Source organism: Aquamicrobium soli (genome assembly GCF_042646345.1).
GTDB classification, from domain to species: Bacteria; Pseudomonadota; Alphaproteobacteria; order Rhizobiales; family Rhizobiaceae; genus Mesorhizobium; species Mesorhizobium soli_A.
The window spans coordinates 172,929-195,724 of record NZ_JBHRTK010000004.1 but is presented as its reverse complement, the minus strand read 5'-3'; the positions used below and the strand labels follow the sequence as shown (position 1 = coordinate 195,724).

At 64.3% G+C, this 22,796-nt stretch carries 20 protein-coding genes; 14 read left to right on the top strand and 6 right to left on the bottom strand.

Annotated features, from left to right (window positions below; genetic code table 11):
• Positions 1–27: 27 nt before the first annotated feature.
• Entirely contained in the window at positions 28–900 is an 873-nt protein-coding gene (locus ACFOHJ_RS04780) for a LysR family transcriptional regulator (protein ID WP_378219206.1), read from the bottom strand.
• On the opposite strand from ACFOHJ_RS04780, the gene ACFOHJ_RS04775 reads away from it, so the two are divergent.
• The 7 genes from ACFOHJ_RS04775 to ACFOHJ_RS04745 are packed head-to-tail and all read left to right on the top strand — an operon-like array spanning position 815 to position 7,817.
• Positions 815–1,447, top strand: coding sequence for a hypothetical protein (locus ACFOHJ_RS04775; protein ID WP_378219212.1), 633 nt, complete (start codon positions 815–817; stop codon positions 1,445–1,447). The two genes, ACFOHJ_RS04780 and ACFOHJ_RS04775, sit on opposite strands and share 86 nt — an antisense overlap.
• Before the next feature lie 31 nt (positions 1,448–1,478).
• Positions 1,479–2,714: an amidohydrolase family protein gene (locus tag ACFOHJ_RS04770; RefSeq protein WP_378219045.1), complete on the top strand. Its 1,236-nt coding sequence runs from the start codon at positions 1,479–1,481 to the stop codon at positions 2,712–2,714.
• A gap of 27 nt (positions 2,715–2,741) precedes the next feature.
• On the top strand, positions 2,742–4,373 hold the full coding sequence (locus tag ACFOHJ_RS04765; RefSeq protein WP_378219044.1) for an ABC transporter substrate-binding protein: 1,632 nt from the start codon (positions 2,742–2,744) through the stop codon (positions 4,371–4,373).
• 5 nt (positions 4,374–4,378) lie between these two features.
• Entirely contained in the window at positions 4,379–5,311 is a 933-nt protein-coding gene (locus tag ACFOHJ_RS04760) for an ABC transporter permease (RefSeq protein WP_378219042.1), read from the top strand.
• Between the two features lie 9 nt (positions 5,312–5,320).
• Complete coding sequence (locus ACFOHJ_RS04755; RefSeq protein ID WP_378219040.1) at positions 5,321–6,151, top strand: ABC transporter permease; 831 nt, start codon at positions 5,321–5,323, stop codon at positions 6,149–6,151.
• Positions 6,148–6,981: an ABC transporter ATP-binding protein gene (locus ACFOHJ_RS04750; RefSeq protein ID WP_378219038.1), complete on the top strand. Its 834-nt coding sequence runs from the start codon at positions 6,148–6,150 to the stop codon at positions 6,979–6,981. Before ACFOHJ_RS04755 ends, ACFOHJ_RS04750 begins: the two co-directional genes overlap by 4 nt.
• Positions 6,978–7,817, top strand: a complete 840-nt coding sequence (locus ACFOHJ_RS04745; protein ID WP_378219036.1) for an ABC transporter ATP-binding protein — start codon at positions 6,978–6,980, stop codon at positions 7,815–7,817. Before ACFOHJ_RS04750 ends, ACFOHJ_RS04745 begins: the two co-directional genes overlap by 4 nt.
• A 97-nt stretch (positions 7,818–7,914) precedes the next feature.
• Here the strand turns inward: ACFOHJ_RS04745 and speB are convergent, their stop codons facing one another.
• Positions 7,915–8,859, bottom strand: a complete 945-nt coding sequence (gene speB / locus ACFOHJ_RS04740; protein ID WP_378219034.1) for an agmatinase — start codon at positions 8,857–8,859, stop codon at positions 7,915–7,917.
• A gap of 63 nt (positions 8,860–8,922) precedes the next feature.
• On the bottom strand, positions 8,923–9,537 hold the full coding sequence (locus ACFOHJ_RS04735; protein ID WP_378219032.1) for a TetR/AcrR family transcriptional regulator: 615 nt from the start codon (positions 9,535–9,537) through the stop codon (positions 8,923–8,925).
• An 86-nt stretch (positions 9,538–9,623) separates the two neighbouring features.
• On the opposite strand from ACFOHJ_RS04735, the gene ACFOHJ_RS04730 reads away from it, so the two are divergent.
• The 5 genes from ACFOHJ_RS04730 (at position 9,624) to ACFOHJ_RS04710 (ending at position 14,415) form a co-directional block, all read left to right on the top strand.
• Complete coding sequence (locus ACFOHJ_RS04730) at positions 9,624–10,697, top strand: polyamine ABC transporter substrate-binding protein (RefSeq protein ID WP_378219030.1); 1,074 nt, start codon at positions 9,624–9,626, stop codon at positions 10,695–10,697.
• Positions 10,698–11,014: 317 nt separating this feature from the next.
• A complete protein-coding gene (locus ACFOHJ_RS04725) occupies positions 11,015–11,848 on the top strand; it encodes an ABC transporter permease (protein ID WP_378219029.1) in 834 nt (277 codons plus the stop codon).
• A 4-nt stretch (positions 11,849–11,852) separates the two neighbouring features.
• Complete coding sequence (locus ACFOHJ_RS04720; RefSeq protein ID WP_378219027.1) at positions 11,853–12,641, top strand: ABC transporter permease; 789 nt, start codon at positions 11,853–11,855, stop codon at positions 12,639–12,641.
• Positions 12,638–13,699 (top strand): ABC transporter ATP-binding protein, encoded by a 1,062-nt coding sequence (locus tag ACFOHJ_RS04715; RefSeq protein WP_378219025.1) that lies wholly within the window; start codon positions 12,638–12,640, stop codon positions 13,697–13,699. The genes ACFOHJ_RS04720 and ACFOHJ_RS04715 overlap by 4 nt, the downstream gene beginning before the upstream one ends.
• A gap of 5 nt (positions 13,700–13,704) precedes the next feature.
• Complete coding sequence (locus ACFOHJ_RS04710; RefSeq protein WP_378219023.1) at positions 13,705–14,415, top strand: MBL fold metallo-hydrolase; 711 nt, start codon at positions 13,705–13,707, stop codon at positions 14,413–14,415.
• Between the two features lie 37 nt (positions 14,416–14,452).
• Here the strand turns inward: ACFOHJ_RS04710 and ACFOHJ_RS04705 are convergent, their stop codons facing one another.
• The 3 genes from ACFOHJ_RS04705 to ACFOHJ_RS04695 form a co-directional block, all read right to left on the bottom strand.
• On the bottom strand, positions 14,453–15,784 hold the full coding sequence (locus ACFOHJ_RS04705; RefSeq protein WP_378219021.1) for an AcvB/VirJ family lysyl-phosphatidylglycerol hydrolase: 1,332 nt from the start codon (positions 15,782–15,784) through the stop codon (positions 14,453–14,455).
• Positions 15,781–18,399, bottom strand: a complete 2,619-nt coding sequence (mprF, locus tag ACFOHJ_RS04700; protein ID WP_378219019.1) for a bifunctional lysylphosphatidylglycerol flippase/synthetase MprF — start codon at positions 18,397–18,399, stop codon at positions 15,781–15,783. Before mprF ends, ACFOHJ_RS04705 begins: the two co-directional genes overlap by 4 nt.
• Before the next feature lie 269 nt (positions 18,400–18,668).
• Positions 18,669–20,468: a cytochrome P450 gene (locus ACFOHJ_RS04695; RefSeq protein WP_378219017.1), complete on the bottom strand. Its 1,800-nt coding sequence runs from the start codon at positions 20,466–20,468 to the stop codon at positions 18,669–18,671.
• Between the two features lie 298 nt (positions 20,469–20,766).
• Between ACFOHJ_RS04695 and ACFOHJ_RS04690 the strand changes: the two genes are divergently transcribed.
• Both ACFOHJ_RS04690 and ACFOHJ_RS04685 read left to right on the top strand, forming a co-directional pair.
• Complete coding sequence (locus ACFOHJ_RS04690) at positions 20,767–21,570, top strand: Lpg1974 family pore-forming outer membrane protein (RefSeq protein WP_378219015.1); 804 nt, start codon at positions 20,767–20,769, stop codon at positions 21,568–21,570.
• Between the two features lie 224 nt (positions 21,571–21,794).
• Complete coding sequence (locus ACFOHJ_RS04685) at positions 21,795–22,787, top strand: ABC transporter substrate-binding protein (protein WP_378219013.1); 993 nt, start codon at positions 21,795–21,797, stop codon at positions 22,785–22,787.
• The last annotated feature ends 9 nt before the right edge of the window (positions 22,788–22,796 follow it).

Below are 22,796 nucleotides of genomic sequence, written 5' to 3'. Positions count from 1 at the left end.
AGATGGGACTGGGCGCCACCTCCCAAGTCATGAACCGTCCTCGTCGTTGTAGGCTTCGACGATGTGGCTGCAGAATTTCTGCAGCACCTGCGACCTTGTCGGGCCCCGTTTGGTGATGAGATCGAAGTCGCACAGGAAGCAGTATTTTTCCGGACACAGGGGGCGCAGCAGCCCGCGCTCGACCCAGGAGCCGGCAAAATGTTCGGGCAGGAAGCCGATATAGACGCCCGAAAGCAGGAAGGAGACGATAGGTTCGACGTGGTCGGTGAAGGCCTTCGGCGGCCCCACTCGAAAACGCTTCTGTTCGGTAGGGCCCCAGTAATGTCTGCCGACGATGGGTTGCCTGATGATCATGTCCTCGGTGATCTCGGCGTCCGGCCGGCCGAACAGGACATGTCCGGAGCCGGCGTAGAGCAGGTGCCTTTCGCGATACAGTTTGTTTCGGATCAGGCTCGAGCTCAAATGCGGGAAATTCCCGATCCCGCAATGGTAGGCTCCCGAAAGCACCTGTTCCTGCATCACTTCGGATCGCTCCAGGTAAAGCGATACCGTCACGTTCGGCGCAGCCTTGTTGAAGGTCCTCAGGGCGACCGGCAGCTTGTTGTTGGGATCGTCGACCGTCGCGTCCGCCACGGCGATCTTGATCGATCCGATCAGGTGGCCCCGAAGTGCCCCCAGTTCGGATTCGAAATCTCGCCTGGCCTTGAAGAGTGCTTTCGAAGCTTCGTAGACACGGCTGCCCTCGTCGGTCAGGAAGAAACCTCCGCGACCCCTGTTGCAAAGACGAACACCGAGACGGCTCTCGAGATTTGCCATGTGGTTACTGATGGTCGACGAAGATATATTGAGAGAAGCTTCGGCCGATGCGAAACCACCGTGCTTGACAACGGTATCGAATATTTCAAGCAGCTTTATATCTGTCTTGGAAATTTTCATGACGTCAAGTCCTCGGGGCTCGGCGCTTGCTTCCAACCGGCAACGACACTTCTATCACATTGATAAAAGCAAATGTAAGATATCATACATTGCTATTTTTGGCGGTTCCGGTGCGGCTAAGGTGCGGGTACAGCCAACGGAGAGAGCAATGACCATAGCAGTTCTGGACCCCAAGAACCGTAACGACTGGAAAGAAGTCGAGCTTAGCGAAGATGAAACCCCGGCCGGAACCGGACCTGGAAGGAAGTCCCATATATTCCAGACGCCAGACGGGAAGGTTACCCTATATTTCTGGACCCGTAAGGCGGACATCGGCATCTTGAACGGCGGAGGCAAGGTAGAAGGACAGAAGTTCGACGTCATCCTCGACGGCGAAGCCGAGGTTATCGATGAAGAGGGCGTTTCCCATGTGGCTCGGGCCGGCCAGGTTCTCACCTATTCCGCCATGGATTCCGGCAAATGGGTCCAGAAGGGCGCGATCACCAAGATCGCGGTTCTGGTGAAACCCTGATCGGTGCTGTTTGGAAGTTCGGTAGAAGAAGATGAAGCAAGTAATCAAGAACGTCACGGTCATTCCCTGCAAGGATGACCGTGTCATCGAGAAAGGCGTCGTGGTCATCGAAGATGGCCGGATCGCGGCGGTAGGCCCGGCAGCCGAGTTCGGCGAGAACATCGAAGGCACGGACGTGCTCGACGGCTCCGGCAAGTACCTAATGCCGGGCAAGATCGACATGCACGATCACCTCGACCTGAAATATGCGGTGGGCAGCTTCTGGCAGATCACCCGCCAGCCCCATCCGAATGCTTTGTCGCTGTCCAGCCATTGGACACTCGGCCGCTCGGTGCGCAGTTGCCTGCATTCGCTGGCACACGGCGTCACCACCGTCCGCGACCTCGGTTCGCTCGACAGCGTGAACGTGATCGTCCGTGACCTCGTCGACAAGGAGATGATCCATGGCCCCCGCATCTATGCCTGCGGCGCGGCCATCGCCATGACCGGTGGCCACGGGGTGCCGCATTCGGTAGAGGCCGACGGGGTGGATGGGGTCAAGACCGCCGTCCGCAACGAGTTGAAGAAGGGCGCCAACGTCATCAAGTTCATGGCGAGCGGCGGCGGTCTGCTTGCCGATCGGGACCTGGCCCATACGGCCCAGCTCGGCCTCGACGAGCTTCGCGCCGGTGTCGAGGAGGCACACAAGGCCGAGCGCCGGGTCGCCGTTCACGCCCATCCGAAGTCCGCCATCCTGGCTTCCATCGAGGCGGGCGCTGATACGATCGAGCATGCCGGGCTGGCCGACCAGGAATCGGCGGAAGCGATTGCCCGCAGCGGCATCTACGTGATTCCGACCCTGACGGTTACGGCCATGCTGGACTCCGTCGGCGCTGGGCACGACCTGCCGGGCCACGCCCGTGCCAAGGAAATCCAGGCGGCGCGCCGGAAGTCCTATCGCCAGGTGGTCGAGGCGGGCGGTAAGCTTGCCGTGGGCACCGACGGCTATGAGGACATGGGCATCGAGATGCGCCTGATGGCGGAGTGGGGAGGGCTGTCGAACATGGACATCCTCATCGCGGCGACCATGGGCGGCGCGCGCGCGCTCGGCGCCGCAGACGAACTCGGCAGCATCGAAGTCGGGAAGTTGGCGGACCTTATCCTTCTGGAAAAGGATCCCAGGGCCGATCTGGAGTCGACGGACAATCCGCTTGTCGTGTTCAAGGGAGGGATGCGATTCGATCCGTCGACTTTGCTGGCCGCGGTTCCCGTGGACCGGACCGTTTAGGATAACTTTGTGAGTGGGGAGGAGAACATGGCGGATCAGTTGAACCTGGACGTGAACGACATAAGCCTGAAACCCAGCAGAAGGGACTTTCTCATCGGCAGCGTTCTGTGCCTGGCAGGCGGCGCGGGGCTTTCCGCGCTGCCCGGCCGTGCGTTTGCCCAGATCAGTCCGGACGCCGACACCCTGGTGATCGGCGTTTCCACGGACGTGCGTTCCATGCAGATCCCGGTGGAGGACCCGGGGCTGATGGGACTTCTCGTGGTCAACAACACCACCGACAGCCTGGTCAACCGCAACGCGTCTTTCACCGAACTGGTACCCGGCCTCGCCGAGGCGTTGCCCGATGCACCGGACGCGCTGGAGATCGTCTACAAGATACGCAGCGGGCTGAAGTTCCATGACGGCTCGGACCTGACCGCCAAGGATGTCCTCTTCACGCTGAACGAGGTCCTTACCAACCCCAAGTCCTTCGACCGAGCGATCTGGAACGAATATGTGTCGGCGATCGACGCGCCGGACGACATGTCGGTGCGCTTCAAGCTGAAGAAGCCATGGCCCTTCCTCAATGCGTGGCTCGGCAACCTGGAGACCCCGGTCGTTCAGGAAGCGGCCTTCAAGGCGGAAGGTTTTGGCCGCAGCCAATGGTCCGGCAGCGGTCCGTTCAAGGTAACCGATTGGAAGGTCGGCAACTACATCCGCCTCGAGCGGGCCGACCAGGCGGTTTCCCCGCAGGGCGCCGCGAAAATGAAAAACGTGGTCATCCGTACCATTCCCGACGCGTCGGCGCGCCTGGCCGCGCTGGAGGCCGGGCAGATCGACGTCGATCTCAATCCGGACCCGAAGGATGTCGCCGGGGCCGTGGCCGACGGCCGTTTCCTGTCGCATGTCAGCCCGGCCTGCGGCACCACCTTGATGACGTTCCAGACCGCCACGAAACCTTTCGACGATCCGAGGGTGCGGCTGGCGCTGTCACTGGGGATCGACCGCCAGCAGATTGCGGACGCGTTCTTCTATGGCTTCGCGGAGCCGGCCGGCGACCTGTTTCCCTCCTGGCACTGGGCGCACGACGAAAGCATTCAGGTCAAGCCCGACCTCGACCGAGCCAAGAGCCTGCTAGCCGAAGCCGGTGCGTCCAACCTGTCCTTCACCGCGATGGTGATGAACCGGCAGTTGCTTATCGACCAGGCCGTCGCCATCCAGGCGCAGCTAGCGCAGATCGGCGTGACGATGGATGTGCGGCCCATGGAATACACCACGCTTGCCGGCATCGTCTCCAGCAATGATCCGAAGCAGTGGCTGGGGCCCGTCGCCATTCGCATCATCACCCCGTTGTCGGGAACGGCCTATGAGTTTGCCTACTACCAGTACGGTGCAGAAGGTCCGCTGAATTCCAGCCTCTTCAATCGTGACGGCGGCAGGCAGAATCCCAAGGTGGAAGAAATGCTGCGCGAGGCGCTGAAGTTCTCGGACGCCGGGCCCGACAGCAATGCCAAGGCCAAGCCACAATGGTCGGCCATTGCGGAGGCGCTCAACGAGGACCCGCCGCAATTGCGTCTCAATTTCTTCCAGCAGGTGAACCTGACGTCGAGCAAGATCGAGGGCTGGACGGCTGCGGCGGCCAACATCGTCCTGCTGCGTGACGTGGCGAAGAAAAACTGATCGCAATGTGGCTGTTCGTCGTCAAGCGTGCAGCGGCAAGCATTCCCGTTGTCATCGGGATCTCGTTGCTGGCTTTCGCGTTGCTGCAGGCGGTTCCCGGCGATCCCGTCACCGCGATCCTCGGTGATCGCTACACGCCGGAAGCCGCTGCGAGCTTGAGGCGCGACCTCAATCTCGATTCGTCCATCGTGGTTCAGTATTTCTCCTGGCTTATGCAGATAGCCAGGGGAAACCTCGGAACCTCGCTGTTCAGCGGCGACCCGGTGTGGTCGCTGCTGAAGCCTGCCGTCATGATCAGCTTGCTTCTCGCCGTTGGCGGGACCCTTCTTGCCTGTGCGATCGGCATGCCACTGGGTCTTTATTCGTCCCTGCATCCGGGCGGCTGGGTCGACCGGTTCAGCCGGGTCTTTGCGCTCGGCGGCGTCTCGATCCCCGTCTACTGGATCGGCCTGGTGCTGATCCTGATCTTCTCGGTCCGCCTGGCCGTGCTTCCGGCGGGCGGGTCACCCTTCGATTTCGGGTGGAAGGCCCTGTTGCTGCCGAGTGTCTCGGTCGGCATTTCCTTCGCCGGCATCCTGGCGCGGACGACACGGGGCGCGATGCTTGAAATCGTCAACCAGCCCTATGTCGAGACCGCCTGGGCGAACGGCCTTCCGCCGCGGACGGTCTTGTGGACCCATATCTTTCCCAATGCGCTGATCCCCATCGTGACCGTGATCGGATTGCAGTTCGGGCTGCTCGTCGGTGGGGCGGTCCTGACCGAGATCGTTTTTGCCTTGCCGGGCGTCGGCAACCTTCTGGTTCAGAGCGTTTTCCGTCGCGACTATCCGGTCCTGCAGGGCTGCCTTCTCGTCATCACCGTCGCGTTCGTACTGGTCAACCTCGTCACGGATATCCTCTACGGGCTGCTGGACCCGAGGATCAGGCAGAAGCGCTGAGGCTGGAACATGCGTGGGCTGAACAAATTCTTCGATATTCCAGGCACGCGGTTTGCCGCCGGACTGGTGCTTGCTCTCACGCTGCTGGCTGCGGCCGGGCCGCTTTTCCTGCGTGATCCCAACGCGCTCGATCTGGCAAATAGATTGGGCTCGCCGGGCGCCGCCCATCTGTTCGGGACCGATCAGCTGGGACGCGACATTCTAAGTCGGCTGGTGGCGGGCGGTCGGGTCTCGCTGCTGGTCGGCGTCACGGGCACGCTTGCCGCGCTGGTCGGGGGCGTGATCGTCGGCGGATTCTGCGGCTTCGGCCCGGTCTGGCTCGACAATGTCGTCATGCGGGTCAATGACGTGCTGATCTCCTTTCCGTTCGTGGTCGTCGCCATCGCGCTCGCCTTCGTGCTCGGCCCGAATCTGAAGCTCCTCATCGTCGTGATCGCCATCACACAGGTGCCGACCATCATCCGCATTGCGCGCTCGAGCGTACTGGCGGTAAGCCAGCGCGAATTCGTTCTGGTCTCGCGCTCGCTCGGCCGGTCGACGACAGCTATTCTCTTCCGCCACATCCTGCCCAACGCAATGGGACCTGTGCTTGCGTTCGCCAGCCTGTCGGTCGGCACCGCCATCAACATCGAGGCCGGGTTGAGCTTCATCGGCGCAGGCGTGCAGCCGCCCACGGCAAGCTGGGGAACGATCCTGTCGGAGGGAAGCGCACATCTGCGCACGGCGCCATGGATAACCTTGTTTGCGGGCGCGACGATCTGCGTGGCGGTGCTGGCCTTCACCATATTGGGCGAGGCGTTGCGAACCTTGCTCGACCCCAGGGGAGATCTGTCGAAATGAGCATGGCGTCCGCGGTGTACCGGCCGGCTGTCGGCGCGGATGCTTCCGGGCGCCTGCGCGTGCGCGATCTCTCTATCGAAGTCAGGCCCCCCGGGACAGGCTGGATGGAGATCGTCCGGGGCGTTTCGTTCGATCTCGATCGAGGCAGGACGCTTGGCATCGTCGGCGAATCCGGCTCCGGCAAGAGCCTGACCGTGCGGGCTCTGATGGGACTTCTTCCGCAGCAGTCCGCTCGTGTGTGCAGAGGCAATATCTATCTCGGTGGCGAGGAACTCGGCGGCAAGGGGCCGGGGGCGTTCAAGAACGTGCGGGGCCGGCGCATCTGCATGGTTTTCCAGGACGCCATGTCCGCCCTCAATCCGGTCCTGACTATCGGCTATCAGCTCAAGCAGATCCTGCGTATCCGAATGGGGCTTTCCGGTGCCGCGCTGCAACGCAGGGCGCTGGAACTGCTGGACAATGTGCGCATCGCCAACGCTGCCGAACGGCTCACGGCCTATCCGCATGAATTCTCCGGTGGCATGCGCCAGCGCGTCGCCATCGCCATGGCGATCGCCCAGGCGCCCGAAATCATGATCGCGGACGAGCCGACCACCGCGCTGGACGTCACGACGCAGCGCCAGATTCTGGAGCTGATCATGGAAATCCAGCACGAACAGAACCTGGCCCTGCTGCTGATCACCCACGATCTGGGCGTGGCCGGTTACATGGCCGACGACATCGCCGTCATGCATGGCGGCCGCATCATCGAGATCACGGATGCGGACAGGTTCTTTTCCGGTCCCGACCATCCCTATTCGCGCAGGCTGCTGGAAAGCGTGGTGTCATGATGATGTCGCATCCGACCCCAGGGCAGGGCGCTTCTTCCGCCGCCGAGCTTTTGCAGATGAAGAACGTCGGAAAGTCGTTCGGCGCACTGGAAGTCCTGCGGGACATCGACCTGACCTTGCACAAGGGGGAGGTCCTCGGCATCGTCGGCGAGTCCGGCTCGGGCAAGTCCACCCTCGGGCGCATCGCCATCGGTCTCGACCTGCCCTCGCGCGGGGAAGTGCTCCTGAACGGTCGTGACGTTCTCAAGCCGGATGCGAGGGAGAAGCCGGCCGAGAAATGGCGCATGCAGATGGTGTTCCAGGATTCGCTCGCGGCCCTCGATCCGCGATACACCATCGCCGATTCCATCAGGGAGCCGTGGGTTGCTTTCCCGGGCCGGCACCCCGCCAACCCGAATGCCGCCATCGACGATCTGATCGATGCCGTCGGGTTGAAGCCGGAGCACAAGGACCGGCTTCCGCATCAGCTTTCGGGCGGGCAGCGTCAACGCGCCTGCATCGCGCGCGCCATTGCAGTGGAGCCCGACGTTATCGTGCTCGACGAACCGACCTCGTCGCTCGACGCCACCGTGCAAGCGCAAATCCTCGCGCTGCTGCTTCGCCTGCGTTCCGAGCGCGGCATCTCTTACATCCTCATCAGCCACGACATCGGTGTCGTCAGGACGCTTTCCGACAAGATCGGCGTCCTGCACAAAGGCCGAATGGTGGACTTTGGGGCGGCGGAGGACGTCCTCAATAATCCCGGCAACGAATACACGCAGCATCTGATGAGTGCCGTCCTGCCGCCATCTTTCGCCGTCCGCGAATTGAGGCGGTCGTTCAGAGGGGGATTGTAAGCCCTGGGCGCCGCGCCCTTGCAGGACGCTCACGAGCGATGCCGCGACGGTACCGCTCGTTCCGGAACACTCGCCGGCGGCTGTTGCCGGTTCAGCCTTATGGGACGCGTGGCAGGACGCACAGCATTTCGTAGAGCAGGTTGGCGCCGATGAGGGCGGTGTTGCCGGAGGGATCGTAGGGCGGCGAGACTTCGACCAGGTCGCCGCCGACGAGGTTGAGGCCGGCGCAGCCGCGAACCAGTTCCAGCGCCTGCCAGGTCGTCAGTCCGCCGATCTCCACCGTGCCGGTGCCGGGCGCGAAAGCGGGGTCGAGGCTGTCGATATCGTAGGTCAGGTAGGTCGGCGCATCGCCGATCCTGCTGCGCACGTCGTCGATGAGCGGCTTCAGCGACTTGCCCCAGCATTCCTCCGCCTGCACCACCGTCCAGCCCTGCTTGCGCGCCCAGTTGAAATCGTCGGGTGAATAGCCGGTGCCGCGCAGGCCGATCTGGAACACCTTGTCGTTCTGCAATAGCCCGTCGTCGAAGGCGCGGCGGAACGGCGTGCCATGGGCGATCTTCTCGCCGAACATCTCGTCGTTGATATCGGCATGGGCGTCGATGTGGATCAACGCCACCGGGCCGTGCTTCCTTGCGATGGCGCGCAGCACCGGATAGGTCAGCGTGTGGTCGCCGCCCAGCGTCAGCGGGATGCAGTCATGCGCCAGGATGGCGTCATAGGCTTCCGTGATGATGTCGACGGTTTTCTTCAGGTCGAAGGTGTTGATGGCGATGTCGCCTATGTCGGCCACCTGCAGGTGCTCGAAGGGGGCGGCGCCGGTTGCCATGTTGTAGGGCCGCAGCATGCAGGATTCGGCGCGGATCTGGCGCGGGCCGTGCCGGGTGCCGGAGCGGTTGGAGGAGCCGATATCCATCGGGATGCCGACGAAGCAGGCGTTGAGCCCCTCGGCGGTCGGCTGCGACGGCAGCCGCATCATGGTGGCCGGCCCGCCGAAGCGGGGCATCTCGTTGCCGCCGAGCGGCTGGTTGAACCGGGTTGTCATGTGAAGCTCCTTATCCTTGTTGCCGGCTTGCGCATCCGGCCAGCGGTATTTTTGCCCGCGGCGTCAGCCGTTGCCCAGCACCACCATCGTTGCAGATTGCCTGCGGACGGCGCCAATCACGGTTTCGACATCCATGCCGTCGTCCTTCACGAAGGTCATGAACGACATGTTCATGGTGTTGAACAGGATGCGCCCGGTGATCTCGGTATCGACAGTCGCGTCGATGGAACCCTCCTGCCGCAGCTTGGCCAGGAGCCGGCAGACCTGCTGGCAGAGCTTTTCGTCGAGGTGGCCGTAATGGCGTCCCAGCGGCGAGTCCGGATGCAGGATCGACATCGACATGGCGGCGCGCCACATCTCCTTGCTGAGATAATACAGGGAGTGGCGCAAATAGATGTCGAACAGCGCATCGACCGCGTCAGCCGCGCGCGCCGGTGGGCGCGCCAGCACGCTCTCGCCGGCGCTGATGACCTCGTTCACTTCCAGCGAGACGACCGCGATCAGCACGTCGCCCTTGCTTTCGTAATAATTGTAGATGGTGCCGACCGAGACTCCGGCCTGCTCGGCTATGGTCTCGATCTTCACGCCCTCGAACCCGAATTCGCGAAACAGCCGCGCCGCCGCCTCGACGATGCGGCGGTCCCTGTCGATCTTCTGCCTCTGTCTCAAGCCGGTCATTGCCGCTAAATATGAATTGACTCATTTTTGAAGGCAATTCATATTTTTGGGGGATGCGATTTCGGAAATTGGACAGGGAGGAAACGATGTTTGACGCACGATCTTCATTCATGGCCCGCCTGGGCATGCTCGCCTTTTCGGTCTCCGTCCTGGCGTTATCGCCGGCCAATGCGACGGAGGAACTCAACGCGCTGGTATGGTGCGACAACACCGATCCGGCCCTGATCGAGCCTTTCGAGAAGGCCAACGACGTCAAGGTCAACCTCAAGGTCTATGAAGGTACCGGCGCCGGGCTTTCGATCCTTGACCAGTCGCAGCCGGGCGACTGGGACGTGATGGTCATCGACTCCATCGATGTCCAGCGCATCGCCAAGGAGCGGTTCCTGCCGCTGGCCGACGACAGCCTGCCGCTTGCCAGCCAGTTCCCCGAAGTGCGGATGGACGACGTGCTGGTGCTCGACGGCAAGCGCTATGCGGTGACGGAAAAGTGGGGCTTCAACGCCATTTCCTACAACAGCAAGGCGTTCTCGGCCGAGGACGTATCGACGCTGAAGAAACTCACCGATCCCAAGTTCAAGGGGCGACTGGCGATTTACGACTACTACCTGCCGGTGGAAGGCATGGCCTCGGTGGCGACCGGCACGCCGACCAAGGATTTCAGCGAGGCGACGCTGGCTCCGGTCAAGGACCTGATGCTGAAGCTCAAGGCCAATTCCAAGCTGGTCGGCGAGGTCTCGGCCAGCCAGACGGCGCTGGCCACCGGTGAGGTCGACGTCGTGGTCGGCGCCGGCGAGTGGGTGACGGCCGGCCTGCACGCCGAAAATCCCGACCTCGATTTCGTCATCCCCGAGGAAGGCGGCATCCTGTGGACGCAGTCGCTTGCCATCCTCAAGGACAGTAAGAAGGCCGATCTGGCGCTGAAGTTCATCCAGCATGTGCTGAGCCCCGAAGGACAGGCGGCGCTGGCGACCTCTTCCTGCTACTGGGGCATGCCGGCGCAGAAGGATGCGGCGCTGAACGACGAGCAGAAGAAGACGCTCAAATTCTCCTCCGAGCAGCAGGCCAAGGACCTTGCGGCCTCGAACCGCTACCCCGCGCCCGACGCCGAGCTCGACAAGAAGATGCAGGATTTGTGGAACGACGTGCTGCAGGCGAACTAGGGCTCGCTCCGTCGCCCTTCCTCTCGTCGAGAGGAAGGGTGTTCCACCGCCGCTACGCTGTACGAAACCGCCATGATCTTGTGCTGGCAGCCGATGTTTTTCGATACCCTTTGCGGGCTGGGCCGCCTATGGGGGCCTTGCCCACGTTGCGGGTTTCAGACCCCCACCCCTAGCCCCTCCCCACAAGGGGAAGGGGAACTTGGCGGGCACCTCCGCGACTCCCCCTCCCCCTTGTGGGGAGGGGCTAGGGGTGGGGGTATCGAAGCGCACCGGGAAAGCATGCCGTGGCGGTGCGATGCACCGATGGCGGTGCCGCAATGACCGGCTCCAAGATCAACTGGAACACGCTTTGGCTGGTCGGCCCGGCAGCGCTGTTCACGGTGCTGTTCTTCCTGGTGCCGCTGGTGGCGATGGGTGCGGCCTCGTTCACCGCCGGCGGGGCGTTTTCGCTCGACAACTATCGTCATTTCCTGACCCAACCGAGCTATGTGCGCGCGCTGGTCAACTCGCTGCAGGTGACGCTGGTCGTCACCGCCATATCCGTGGTCGTTGCCTATCCGCTGGCCTGGGTGCTGGCCGAGCGGGTGCCGGAGCGCTGGCAACGGGTGGCGCTGATGCTCACCATCCTGCCGTTCTGGACCTCCTATGTGGTGCGCTCCTATAGCTGGCTGCTGCTGCTGGCCGAGCGCGGCGTCGTCAACCGGGCCCTGATGGCAAGCGGCCTCATCGACCAGCCGCTGCAGCTGGCCAATACGCGCACCGCCACCGTGATCGGCTTCGTGCATTTCTTCATCATGCTGCTGACGCTCACCATCTATGCCAATTTCCGGCAGTTGAGCCCGAGCTGCCGCAAGGCCGCCGCCGACCTCGGTGCCAGCGGCCTGCAAACCTTCCTCTATGTCGTGCTGCCGCTGACGCTGCCCGGCATCATGGTCGGCGCCTTTCTCGCCTTCGTGCTGGCCATCGGCGACTATGTGACGCCGCAACTGCTCGGCGGCTCCAACGAACTGCTGATGCCGCAGCTGATTATCCAGCAGATCGGCCGGCGCGCCGACCTGCCGCTGGCTGCCGCGCTGTCGCTGATCCTGATGGTCGTCATCTCCATCGCCTATCTCGCCTGCGCGCGCTGGCTGAAGCTGGAGCGTACGTGACGCCATGAAGCGCTTCCTCGACCTCGTGGCCGGTCTTTACGCAGTTGCGGCCTACTGCTTCATCTACCTGCCGATCGTGGTGCTGGTGCTGTTTTCCTTCCAGGCGAGCCGCTTCCCCCTGCCGCCCTTCACCGGGCCGTCGCTGCGCTGGTATGGTGAGGTGCTCGCCGATTCCAAGTTCACCGGCGCGATGCTGAACTCGGTCGTCGTCGGCTTCGTTTCCTCCGCCGTCGCCGTGCTGCTCGGCTTCCTCGCCGCCTATGGCTGCGCGCGCATGAGGGGCCGCCTCGGCGGCATGGTCCGCGCTCTGCTGATCGCGCCGCTGTCGGTCAGCTATCTCATCATCGGCATGGGGCTGGTCGTGCTGTTCAACTGGGCGGGCGTGCCGAAATCACTGTTTGCGGTCGGCATCGGCCATGTGGTGATCAACCTGCCGCTGTGTTTCGCCATTCTCTACAGCCAGATGAGCGACAACATCATCCGGCTGGAACAGGCCGCCCGCGACCTTGGCGCGCGCGAGTGGCAGGTGCTGGCACTGGTGGTAGCACCCGTGCTGTGGCCGGCGCTGCTGGCAAGCTTCGTCCTGTCGCTGACGCTGTCGTGGGACGAATTCCTGATCGCCTTCCTGCTCACCCGCTTCGAGACGACGCTGCCGGTGGAAATCTGGACGCTGCTGCGCTCCGGCCTCAACCCGAAGGCCAACGCCATCGGCGCGCTGGTGTTCGGCGTCTCGATCCTGCTGGTAGTGCTGGCGGAACTGGCGATCTTCGGCAAGGGAAAGAAGAAGGCATGAGCGCCCCGGCCGTCTCGATCCGCAACCTGTCGCACGCCTTCGGCGCGCTGACAGTGCTGCATGAACTGTCGCTCGACATCGAGCCCGGCGAATATCTGGTGCTGCTCGGCCCATCGGGGTCGGGCAAGACCACGCTTTTGTCCATTCTGGGCGGCTTCCTGCAGCCGACGAAAGGCGAGGTGCTGATCGATGGCCGGGATTGCACCCGCATGCCCCCGGCGAAACGCCCGACCACTACCGTGTTCCAGGACTACGCGCTGTTCCCGCATATGAGCGTCGGCGCCAACGTCGCCTTCGGCCTGCGCATGAACGGCGTGGCGAAGGCCGAGCGGGCGCGCCAGGCGCGCGAGACGCTGGCGCTGGTGGGGCTGGAGCAGGCGCTCGACAAGAAGCCGCACCAGCTTTCCGGCGGCCAGCGGCAACGGGTGGCGCTGGCCCGCGCGCTGGTCATGAAGCCACGCTTGCTTCTGCTGGACGAACCACTGGGCGCGCTCGACCTGGGCCTGCGCCGGCAGATGCAGGAAGAATTGAAGGCGATCCAGAAGCGCGTCGGCACCGCCTTCGTCCACGTCACCCACGACCAGGAGGAAGCCATGGCGCTGGCCGATGTGCTCCTGGTGATGCAGGACGGCCGCATCGTCGACCAGGGCGACCCCGAGCGGGTCTATACCCGGCCCTCCACCCGGTTCAGCGCGACCTTCATGGGCGAGAACACGTTGATCGACGCACAGGTGACGGGTGTGTCGGGCACGACCGCGACCTTGCAGACGGCGCTCGGGACCTTCGCGCTCGACCGCCAGGGCGTCCGATCAGGTAAGGCAACGCTTACAATACGGCCGGAGAACATAAGGCTCGGAGCCACGCCGCCGGACCATGTTTCGCTGGGTAGCGGAGAGGTTGTCGAAAGCGTTTTTCAGGGCAGTTATCGCAAGGTGGCGGTGCGCGCGGCGAGCGGGCAGCATATCGTGCTGAAACTTCCGGTCGATGTGCCTGCCAGGATCGGCGAGCGCGTCGAAATGCATGCCGCGCCGCACCACATCGGCCTGTTGCAGGAGTAGCCGGCATGGAGGCGATCGCTGAGGAGCACTGGTACGAGGTCATCCGTTTCGCGGACGGCATCAGCCTTATCCATGAGCCGTGGATACAGCCCTTCTTCCGCTGCAACATGTGGCATGTCGGCGGCCGCGACTTCGACCTACTGGTCGATACCGGCCTCGGTCATTTTCCGTTGCGGGCCAATGTGCCGCTGCTCCAGGGCGGAAAGCCGCTGGTCTGCGTGGCGAGCCATGCGCATTTCGACCATATCGGCAGTCACCACGAATTCGAGGAGCGCTGGATACACGCCGCCGAAGCGGAAATCCTGGCCGATCCGCGCCCGGAATGGACGCTGGCCGCCGGCTATGCCGACGAGGCCATGTTCATCGCTCCGCCCCAAGGCTGGGACACGAAGGCCTATCGCGTGAAGCCTGCGCCGGCGACCAAGCTGCTGGCCGATGGCGACACGATCAACCTCGGCGATCGCAAGTTCACCGTCATTCACACGCCGGGACATTCACCGGGCGGCATCGCCCTCTATGAGGAGGCGCCCGGCACCCTGATTGCCGGCGACATCGTCTATGACGGCGAACTGGTGACGGATACCTTCTATTCCGATCTCCAGGACTATCGCCGTTCCCTGCAGCGGCTGGTTGCCCTGCCGGTATCGATCGTTCATGGCGGCCATTTCGCCAGCTTCGGCAGGACGCGCCTTAGGCAGATCGTCGAGGCGTTCTAGACTTCTACTGGCCGCGCGATCCTCGACCGCCGACCCGTCACAGCTTGTCGAGGAATTTCTGCGCGATCGCGGCATAGTTGCCGTCGAAGTGATGCCCGCCGTCGGTTTCGATATGGGTGACGTTCTTCAGGGCCGGGTCGCGGCAGGCGCTTTGGTCTTCCTCCTTACCGGACACGCAGATCACGCGGTCGACCGGCAGCGCGGCAATGGCCGGCGGGATCTCGTAGCCGCTGTCGTCGATGCCGAGCCAGCCGGAGATGGTGACCTGGAAGGAGGTGGTCAGCCCCGGCGCCATCAGCGCGATGACCTTGATGCGGTCCTGGAGCGCCTTGGGCAGCAGCGGCCAGGCGAAGGGGATGGTGTCCGCGCCGAAGGAGTAACCGATCAGCATCACCGGGAGTTCGCCCTTCGGGTCCGTTCCCTTGACGATGGCGGCAACATCGGTCGCCAGTTCCTGCGGCGTGCGCTTCGCCCAGAAATAGTGCAGCGCATCGAGCCCGACGACGTGGATTTCCTGCGTGGACAGCCATTCGCCGATGGTCTTGTCGAGGTCGCGCCAGCCGCCGTCGCCAGAGACGAGAATGGCGATGGCTTTGGGCTTGCCGTTGGTGGCCGGAAGGTCGAGCGCCGGCAGCTTGCCGAAGGGTTCGATCCCATCCGCCAGCGACGAGACGGCGGTGACGATCTGGCCGGCCGGATCGTCGGCGTCCAGCAAATCCACCGTGATCGTGTTCTGCGCAGAGGCCTCGCCGCGCACGGTATCCAGCGAGGTTTCGTCGACGAAGAGCGAGGCGGGCTCCGGCAAGGGCACGTCGAAGGCATAGCTATAGCTCGCGCCGTCCGCGGCCTTGGTGGCGGTCGAGCCGGGGCAGAAGGGCAGCCTCAGCGTCAGCTTGTTGGCGAAGTCGGAAGCGACGGCGCCGCCCAGCGTATTGGCCGGGGCGTCGGCCAGCGCGGCATAGGCGAAGGTCGCGCCCTCGCCGCGTCCGGTAACGATCGGCGGCAGGTAGGTCTGGATGTCGAGCTGGCGCTGCGCGGTCTGGGCAAGGTCGGTGATTTCGCCGACGACATAGAGGCATTCGCCGTCCGCCTTGTCGAGCGCCTGCGCATAGGCGGCAAGATCGACGCCGAGCACCACGTCGCCATCCTTGCGCAAGGCGGCCGCGACGGTGTCGTCGGCCTGCGTCCAGCCGGCGCGATCGGAGAAATGGACGACCATTGCCTTCGGCGGGCCGTCGGGGGGCAGCAGGCGCACGTTCTCCAGCCTGCCGGCGCTGACCGTTGCGGCCGCCGCCGTCGGCGTGGACTGGGCGGAGGCGGAACCGATGGCGGCAAAGACCGGGAGAAGAAAGGCCAGGGAACGTTTCATCGCTTGAAGATCCTGATGGGGCTGCCGGAAATGAGGGTGGTCACGTTAAGAAGGATCTGCGCGATGGCCAGCCCGCCGGGGCAGGCGATGTATTGCGGCGTCCAGACCGGATCGAACTTCTGCTTGAAGGCGCGCAGGCCCTCGAAGTTGTAGAATTCGTCACCGCGCCGGTAAATGAAGGTGCCGACCCTGCTCCAGGTGGAGGCGAGCGGATGGTCGGCGAGCCCGGCCAGCGGCGCAGCCCCGAGGTTGAACCAGTGGTAGCCCTCGGCCTTGCCGTAGAGCAGGATGTGCACGAACAGCGCTTCCATCGCCACTTTCGAGACGCCCGGCCGGTAGCGCATGAGGTCGATCGAGAATTCGTCGCGGTCGCCGCTGCGCCACAGATTGGCGAAAGCGACGATCTCGCCGTCCTTGCTCAGCACCGCGCAGTCGAACTCGCTCAAATAGGCGTCGTCGAAACAGCCGAGCGAAAAACCTTTCTCATGCCCGTTCTTGCTCTCGAGCCAGGCGTCGGAAACGCTGCGCAACTGCGGCAGGATGGCCGGCACCTCGGCCTTGGGGATGACGCAGAAGGCGAGCTCTTCGCGGGCCGCCTTGCCCGCGGCGTAACGCAGCGGCTGCCGGGCCGGGCCCTGCAGATTGAAGGCCGTCAGATCGACACGCGCCATCTCGCCGATCTTCAGGATCGCGAGGTTCATGTCCAGATAGGAGGGCAGAAACTTCTCGTGAACGGCATAGAACACCGTTCTCGCGCCGGCGTGATCGGCGGCCTCCGCGAAGTGCCAGATCAGGGCCCTGCCGGCCTTTTGATCGCCGACCGGATCGCCCATGGTGATCCAGCTTCCGCCGGAGACGGCATACATGAGGAAGGCCCTGCCGCAGGGCGAGGCCATGAAGGACTTGTCTCCCAGCAGGGCCAGGCACGGCTGGGTATCGGAGGTCGTTTCCAGGATGCGGCGAACCGCGTCGGGAATCGGGACCCGGCCCGGCTGCTTGGCGTAAACCGGCCGGTTGATGATCGAATCGGCGGCGATCGACGCCGCGATGATGGCGAGCGCTAGCGTGGCGCGAAGGAAACGCGGTGCGTCGCCATCCCAGGCGAACTGCCACCACAGGTCGGCCTGGTAGTCGACGTGCCGGTAGGCCAGCAGGCCGACCAGGGTGGAGGCGATGATGACGATGGCGATGAGGCCGATCCAGGTCGGGTCGGGGCGGAAGGCGCGCCAGTCCTCGCGCCGGTAGAAGGCCCTGCGGTAGATGAACAGCACCAGCGCGATGGCCGACAGGAGCGTTGCCTCCTCCCAGTCCAGGCCCTTCAGCAGCGAGAAGGCGGCGCCCGACAGAAGCAGCACGATGGCGGCGATGCGGGCGAACGCGATACGCCGGTAAAGGCCGCGCGCGATGACCACCAGAAGCAGGCCGGTGATCGAGGCGAGCAGGTGCGAGGCTTCGGCGAACGGCAGCGGAAGGATGTCGCTCAGCCAGTCGGTGCGCTCGACGGCGGCGGGCGTATTGCCGGCAAGCATCAGCACCATGCCGCCCGCAAAGGCGAGCGTCGCGGTGACCGGCGGCACCACGCGGCGCGTCACCTTGAGCGTGCGCCCCGCAACGGTCGAAACGGTGGAGCGGATGCGATAGACCTCGAAGGCCAGCAGCGCCGAGGCCGCCAGCAGCAGCGGCAGCACGTAGTAGACGAGCCTGAACAGCACCAGCGCGGCCACGACATCGGGCCGGGTGCCGGCCCCGAGGCCGAGCAGGATCGTCGCCTCCAGCACGCCGAGGCCACCCGGCGCATGGCTGACGACGCTGGCGATGATGGCGGCCACGAACAGGATGAGGAAGATCGTGTAGCCCGGCGCGATGTCGGCCGGCAAAAGCACGTAGAGGGCGGCCGCCGCCGCGCCGATGTCGATGGCGCCGATGCCGATCTGCGCCAGCGCGCTGGCCGCCGAGGGCAGGGGGAAATCCCAACCGAGGATGGAGATGCGCCGGTTGCCGCGCGACAGCCAGACGATGATGGCCGCGAGGCCCGCCATGATCGCGCCGCCGAGGATGCGGTCGCCGGCCGGCATCAAAAGGTTTAGCGCCGGCAGCCCGTCCGGATCGAACAGCAGGGCCAGCCCGATGACGGTCAGCAGGCCGCCCCAGAAGGTGAGGAAGGAGATGCCGACGATGCGGCCGACGTCGGCCGCGTCCGCGCCGGCCGACTGGTAGATGCGGTAGCGCACCGGGCCGCCGACGAAGACGTGGAAGCCGATGGCGTTGGAGAAGCCGTAGCCGACGAAGCCGGCGAACATGGCGAGCCGCATGGGCACCTTGCCGGGCGCCACGCGCCGCACCGCCATGACGTCGTAACATCCCATGGCGACGAAGCTGATGAAGGTGAAGACGAGCGCCGGCGCCACCGTTGCGAAGGAGGTGGAGGCGAGGGCGGTCTCGATCTGGTGCAGGTGCACCTTGCCGCTGATCTCGTGGATAACGAACAGCGCAATCGCCACCGCTGCCGCGCCGACGATGGGGCCGAACACACGCGGCTCCAGGATATGGGCGACCGCCTGCGCGAGGCCCTCGCTCAGTCGCTTGCCTCTCGCCGGTGTCTCGGTTTGGCTCATGGCCTCACGCATTTTCGTAGCAGTATCGCTCAGGCTGGTCGCAGCGAAGGCACGAAACAGCACCGGATGGCAAAATCATGGAAACGGCCATGTCGTTGTACCCGCAGCGGCCGGTTGTTTAACGAACCTGGACAGGCGCCTGTAAAGAAAGCCTCGCTATTGCGGCGCGGGGTCTCGCCGAGCATGACTCCGAAGATCGCCTGGAATCAATACTTCAGGTCGGGGCGAAGCGTCTGCGGCGCCCTGAGTCGCGGTGCCGCGCCCGATTGCTAGAGTCTAGTCACCTTGATCTTCTGGCCGCCGCGCCGGCGCATCGAGGCGCCCCAGTCGAAGGCGAGCGGAAGCGGCTCGGCCAGTTCCAGCCGGCAGGTCCGCAATATCTGGGCAAGGGCGATTTCCATTTCCATGCGGGCGAAGCGGGCGCCGCCGCAAATTCGCGGCCCGGCCGAAAACGCCATGAAACGCGAACGTCGCTCGCCACGCGCGCGCTGCTCGGCATGGTGTCGCTCGATCAGGAATTCACGCGGCGCGTCCCAGTTTGCCGGGTTCTGGTGAAGCCCGATAACCGATACGAGGACGCGATCGCCGGCGGCGACGGCGTGGCCGCCGACAGTGTCGGAGCCGTTGGCAAACCGCGAAAGGATCGCGACCGGCGGGAACATCCGGAGCGTCTCATCGATGAAGGGACGCAGATTAGGCACGCGCTCCAGATTTTCCAGCGTTGGTCCGCCATGACCGAATGCGGCAAAAATCTCGTCACGGAGTGCGTTCTGGAAGGCGGGGAAGGCGGCGAGGATCGACAGCGCCCAGCCGAGGGCGGCCGACGTGGTGTCCGATCCGGCGACGACCAGCGTCACCAGTTCGCCGGCAAGATCGATCCGTATTTCCTCCGGTTCGCATTCCGTGCGATCGGCCGCGGCAATCAGCGCCGACAAGGCGTCGTTGTCGCGCGGCTCGACGCGGCGGCGCCGCTCGACCATCCTGGCGATCGCCTTGCGCACGCGGCCAGCCGCTGCCTGCGCTTCCGCCAGCATCGTTTCATTGACGGCGGGCGGTACGCCGGGCAGGTCCCAGGCGCGTCTGGCGGTATAATGGATGATCGGGCGAAGGTCGGCGGCAAAGCCGTCGCCGAGTTCGGCAAGCGGGGTGGAAAACGCCGTCTCCGTCAGCGCCGCCACCGCTGCCCGATCGAGGGCGCCGTCGACGGGACCGGCCGCCCCGCCCCGTGAGGCAAGCTCCTCGGCCAGCCCGGCATAGAGCCGCGAAAAGATTTCCGTGGCGCGGGCCGTATCGTGCGGGGCGATGAAACCCTGGCTGATCCGTTGCGAGCGCCGCCAGGCATCGCCGTCGAGGGTCAGCCGGCTTCGGCCGAAAAACGGCGTGAAGGACGAGAAATTCTTGGAATAGTTGGCAAGGTTGTCGACCAACACATGGGCGGCGACCTGCGGGTCCTGGACGACCAGAACCTGTTCCTCGCCGATCGCCACGCGTTCGGTCGCGCCCGGCGAGCGTTCGGCAAGCGCATAGAGGAAAGCGCATGGATCGTCCGCGATGGGCGGCCGCGCGCCGGAGCGGGCAGGGGCAGCCGCAGGAGGTGCCGGCCGGTTCTCGACACTCTGGTCCGGCGTCAGGCCGGTGCGGTTCATGACGGCCGACTTGCGGGCTTCGCGGGTCGCGTCGGCATAGGAGCGCTTGAAGAACACCCGCAGGCCCGGATTGAGTTCACGGGCGGCGCGCATCAGGCCGAGCGTTACCCTGGGATCGTCGACGGCCACGATGGTGAGGGCGACGGCGTCGGCGCCATGGTCGGCGGAATGCAACTCGCCACCGTTTTCCAGCCACGCATCGGCGGCGGCCCGGGTGGTCGGAAGCCAGCCGGCGTAGCCGACGAGCGTCGCGCCATCAAAGCCCACCACATGCTCGCGCCGCAGGATCTGGCGTCGAACGGCACGGATGAACGGTCCCACCTGGTCCGCGACGAAGGGCTCGCGCCGGGACAGGAAATCGACGGCTACCCCGAACGATTCGAGACTGGCCGGCATGGTCTTGAACTGGACGGGGTGCTTCACTGCCGACTCGTGATCGAGAAAACGAAGGATATCGCAAGAATAATCTCAGCCACCGGTCGTGTACGCCAGATATCCGGTTCTTGCATCAGTTTTAAAGGGACAGCCGCGTATATCACCGACAGGTAATATTGACGGCGAACCGAGAATATGGCTTCTGGGCGTGTAACGCGGACCTGCCCTAGCGGAACGATTTGGCGACTTTGCCAAGCCTCACGCCGCTTCGAAAGAGGCCCCGGATCGTTGTCGAGATCGGCGGGTTGACATGACTTCTAAACTAGCTCCACTCTTTGTGCTTCCGTTGTTCGCGGTTGCGGTTCCGGACGCGAATGCTGCGGATATGCCGGTTACGCTGCCGCCGGAGGTCGATGCGGTCAATTACCTCTCCGTAGAGGGCGGGCCGGTCTGGAACACCGGGAATTTCGACCGCTCCTCGGACAAATACGGCAAGATGGACGACGAGGACGGCTTCTACGGTGCGGTCACTTATCGGCGGCTGTTCCAGCCGCAGTGGGACTGGCAGATCACCGGCACGGCAACCGGCGTGGACACGTCTTCCTCCGATGGCGTAAACAGGTTCAAATCCGATCTCGACTTTCAGACGGTCGATCTCGATCTTGGCTACCACCCTGGCGCGAACCCCCTCAACCGCCTGCTGTTCGGTATCCGTGCCCTGCATCTGAATGACAGCATGACCCTTACCGGCGGGGCTACCCGACGCGGCAGCTATGGCGCCGAAGGCTGGGCGTTCGGTCCGCGCGCCGGTTTCCAGACCGAGACGATGCTCGGCGGGTCGCAGTTCGGGTTCGTCGCGGAGGGGTCGGGTTCGATCCTGTTCGGCAACTTCGACAATAGCTATTATGATTGGCTGGCTCCGTCGACCACGTCCGACAGCCACAGGACCGTCTACAATATCGAGGCCCTGGCCGGTTTGTCGTGGCACACGACGAGCCAGTTTACGCTAACGGCAGGCTATAGGCTGCAGAAGTGGTGGAACCTCCGGGCAGGCGCAACCGTAACCGACAGCCTCGAACCATACTCGGTCACGGCGGACAAGGATCCGCTTTTCCACGGTCCCTTTCTCCGCGCCGCGCTCACCTTCTGATCGACGCATCCAAGAAACGTCTTCGCTAAAGCCGGTCGAAAGTTCGCCACGGCGTGACAAGCGTTACGCCGTGCGCGTGGGCGCCAGGATGACACCGGTGCCGGCCACCTTATCCAAAGGCCAGATTGCTTCTCCGCCTGTCGACGGTTGACCCGGCGCTTTGGGCCGCGATAGTTTTGCCGACTATCAACTCGGCAATACCATTCGGGGAAAGAGAGGCCATCATGAGGTTCCTGGTTCGCGTCGCGGCGGCGGCGGTTACGTCGCTGCTGGCGATTGGCTCGGCGCATGCGCTCACCGTCTATTCGAGCGTCGACGAAGAGAACGCCAAGAAACTGCTCGATGCCTTCTCCAAGGCGACCGGCGTGGAAACGCAGATGGTGTTCCTGTCCTCCGGTCCCGCGCTGTCGCGCATCGAGGCCGAGAAGGCCAATCCGCAGGCCGACGTCTGGTTCGGCGCGCCGAGCGAGAACCATATCCTGGCCAAGGAGCGCGGCCTGACCGAGCCCTATGCCTCGCAGAACGCCGCGGCCCTTTCCGACGAGTTCAAGGACAAGGAAGGCTACTGGCACGCCATCTATACCAACCCGCTGGCGATCGGCGTGCGCACCGATATCCTCGAAAGCCGCAAGGCGCCGGTGCCGACCTCGTGGGAGGACCTCAAGAACCCCGCCTACAAGGGGCTGATCCAGATGCCGTCGCCGCAGTCCTCCGGCACCGCCTATGCACTGATCCTGACGCTGATCGACGAGCGCGGCGAGGACGGCGCCTTCGACTACCTGAAGGCGATCAATCCGAACGTCCAGACCTACACGCAAAGCGGCACCGCGCCTTCCGGCGCGCTCGGCGTCGGCGAGACGCCGCTGGCGATCCAGTTCACGCCGGGCTTCCTGAAACTGACCGACGAGGGCTATCCGGTGCAGGTGGTATTCCCCAGCGAGGGCGTCGGCTACGAAGTCGCCGCCATGTCGATCCTCAAGGGCGCCAAGAACGAGGACGATGCCAAGAAGCTGGTCGACTGGATGACCTCGGCCGACGGCCAGGGCGCCCTGAGTGCGGCCAAGACCTACTTCCTGCCGATCCGCAGCGACGTCAGCGGCGGCAGCGGCGTGCCGGCGCTCGACAAGATCAAGCTGGTGTCCGGCGACCCGAAATTTGCCGCGGAGAACAAGAAGCGGCTGGTCGAGCGCTGGACCAAGGACGTGCTTGGCCAGTAGGACGCCTGC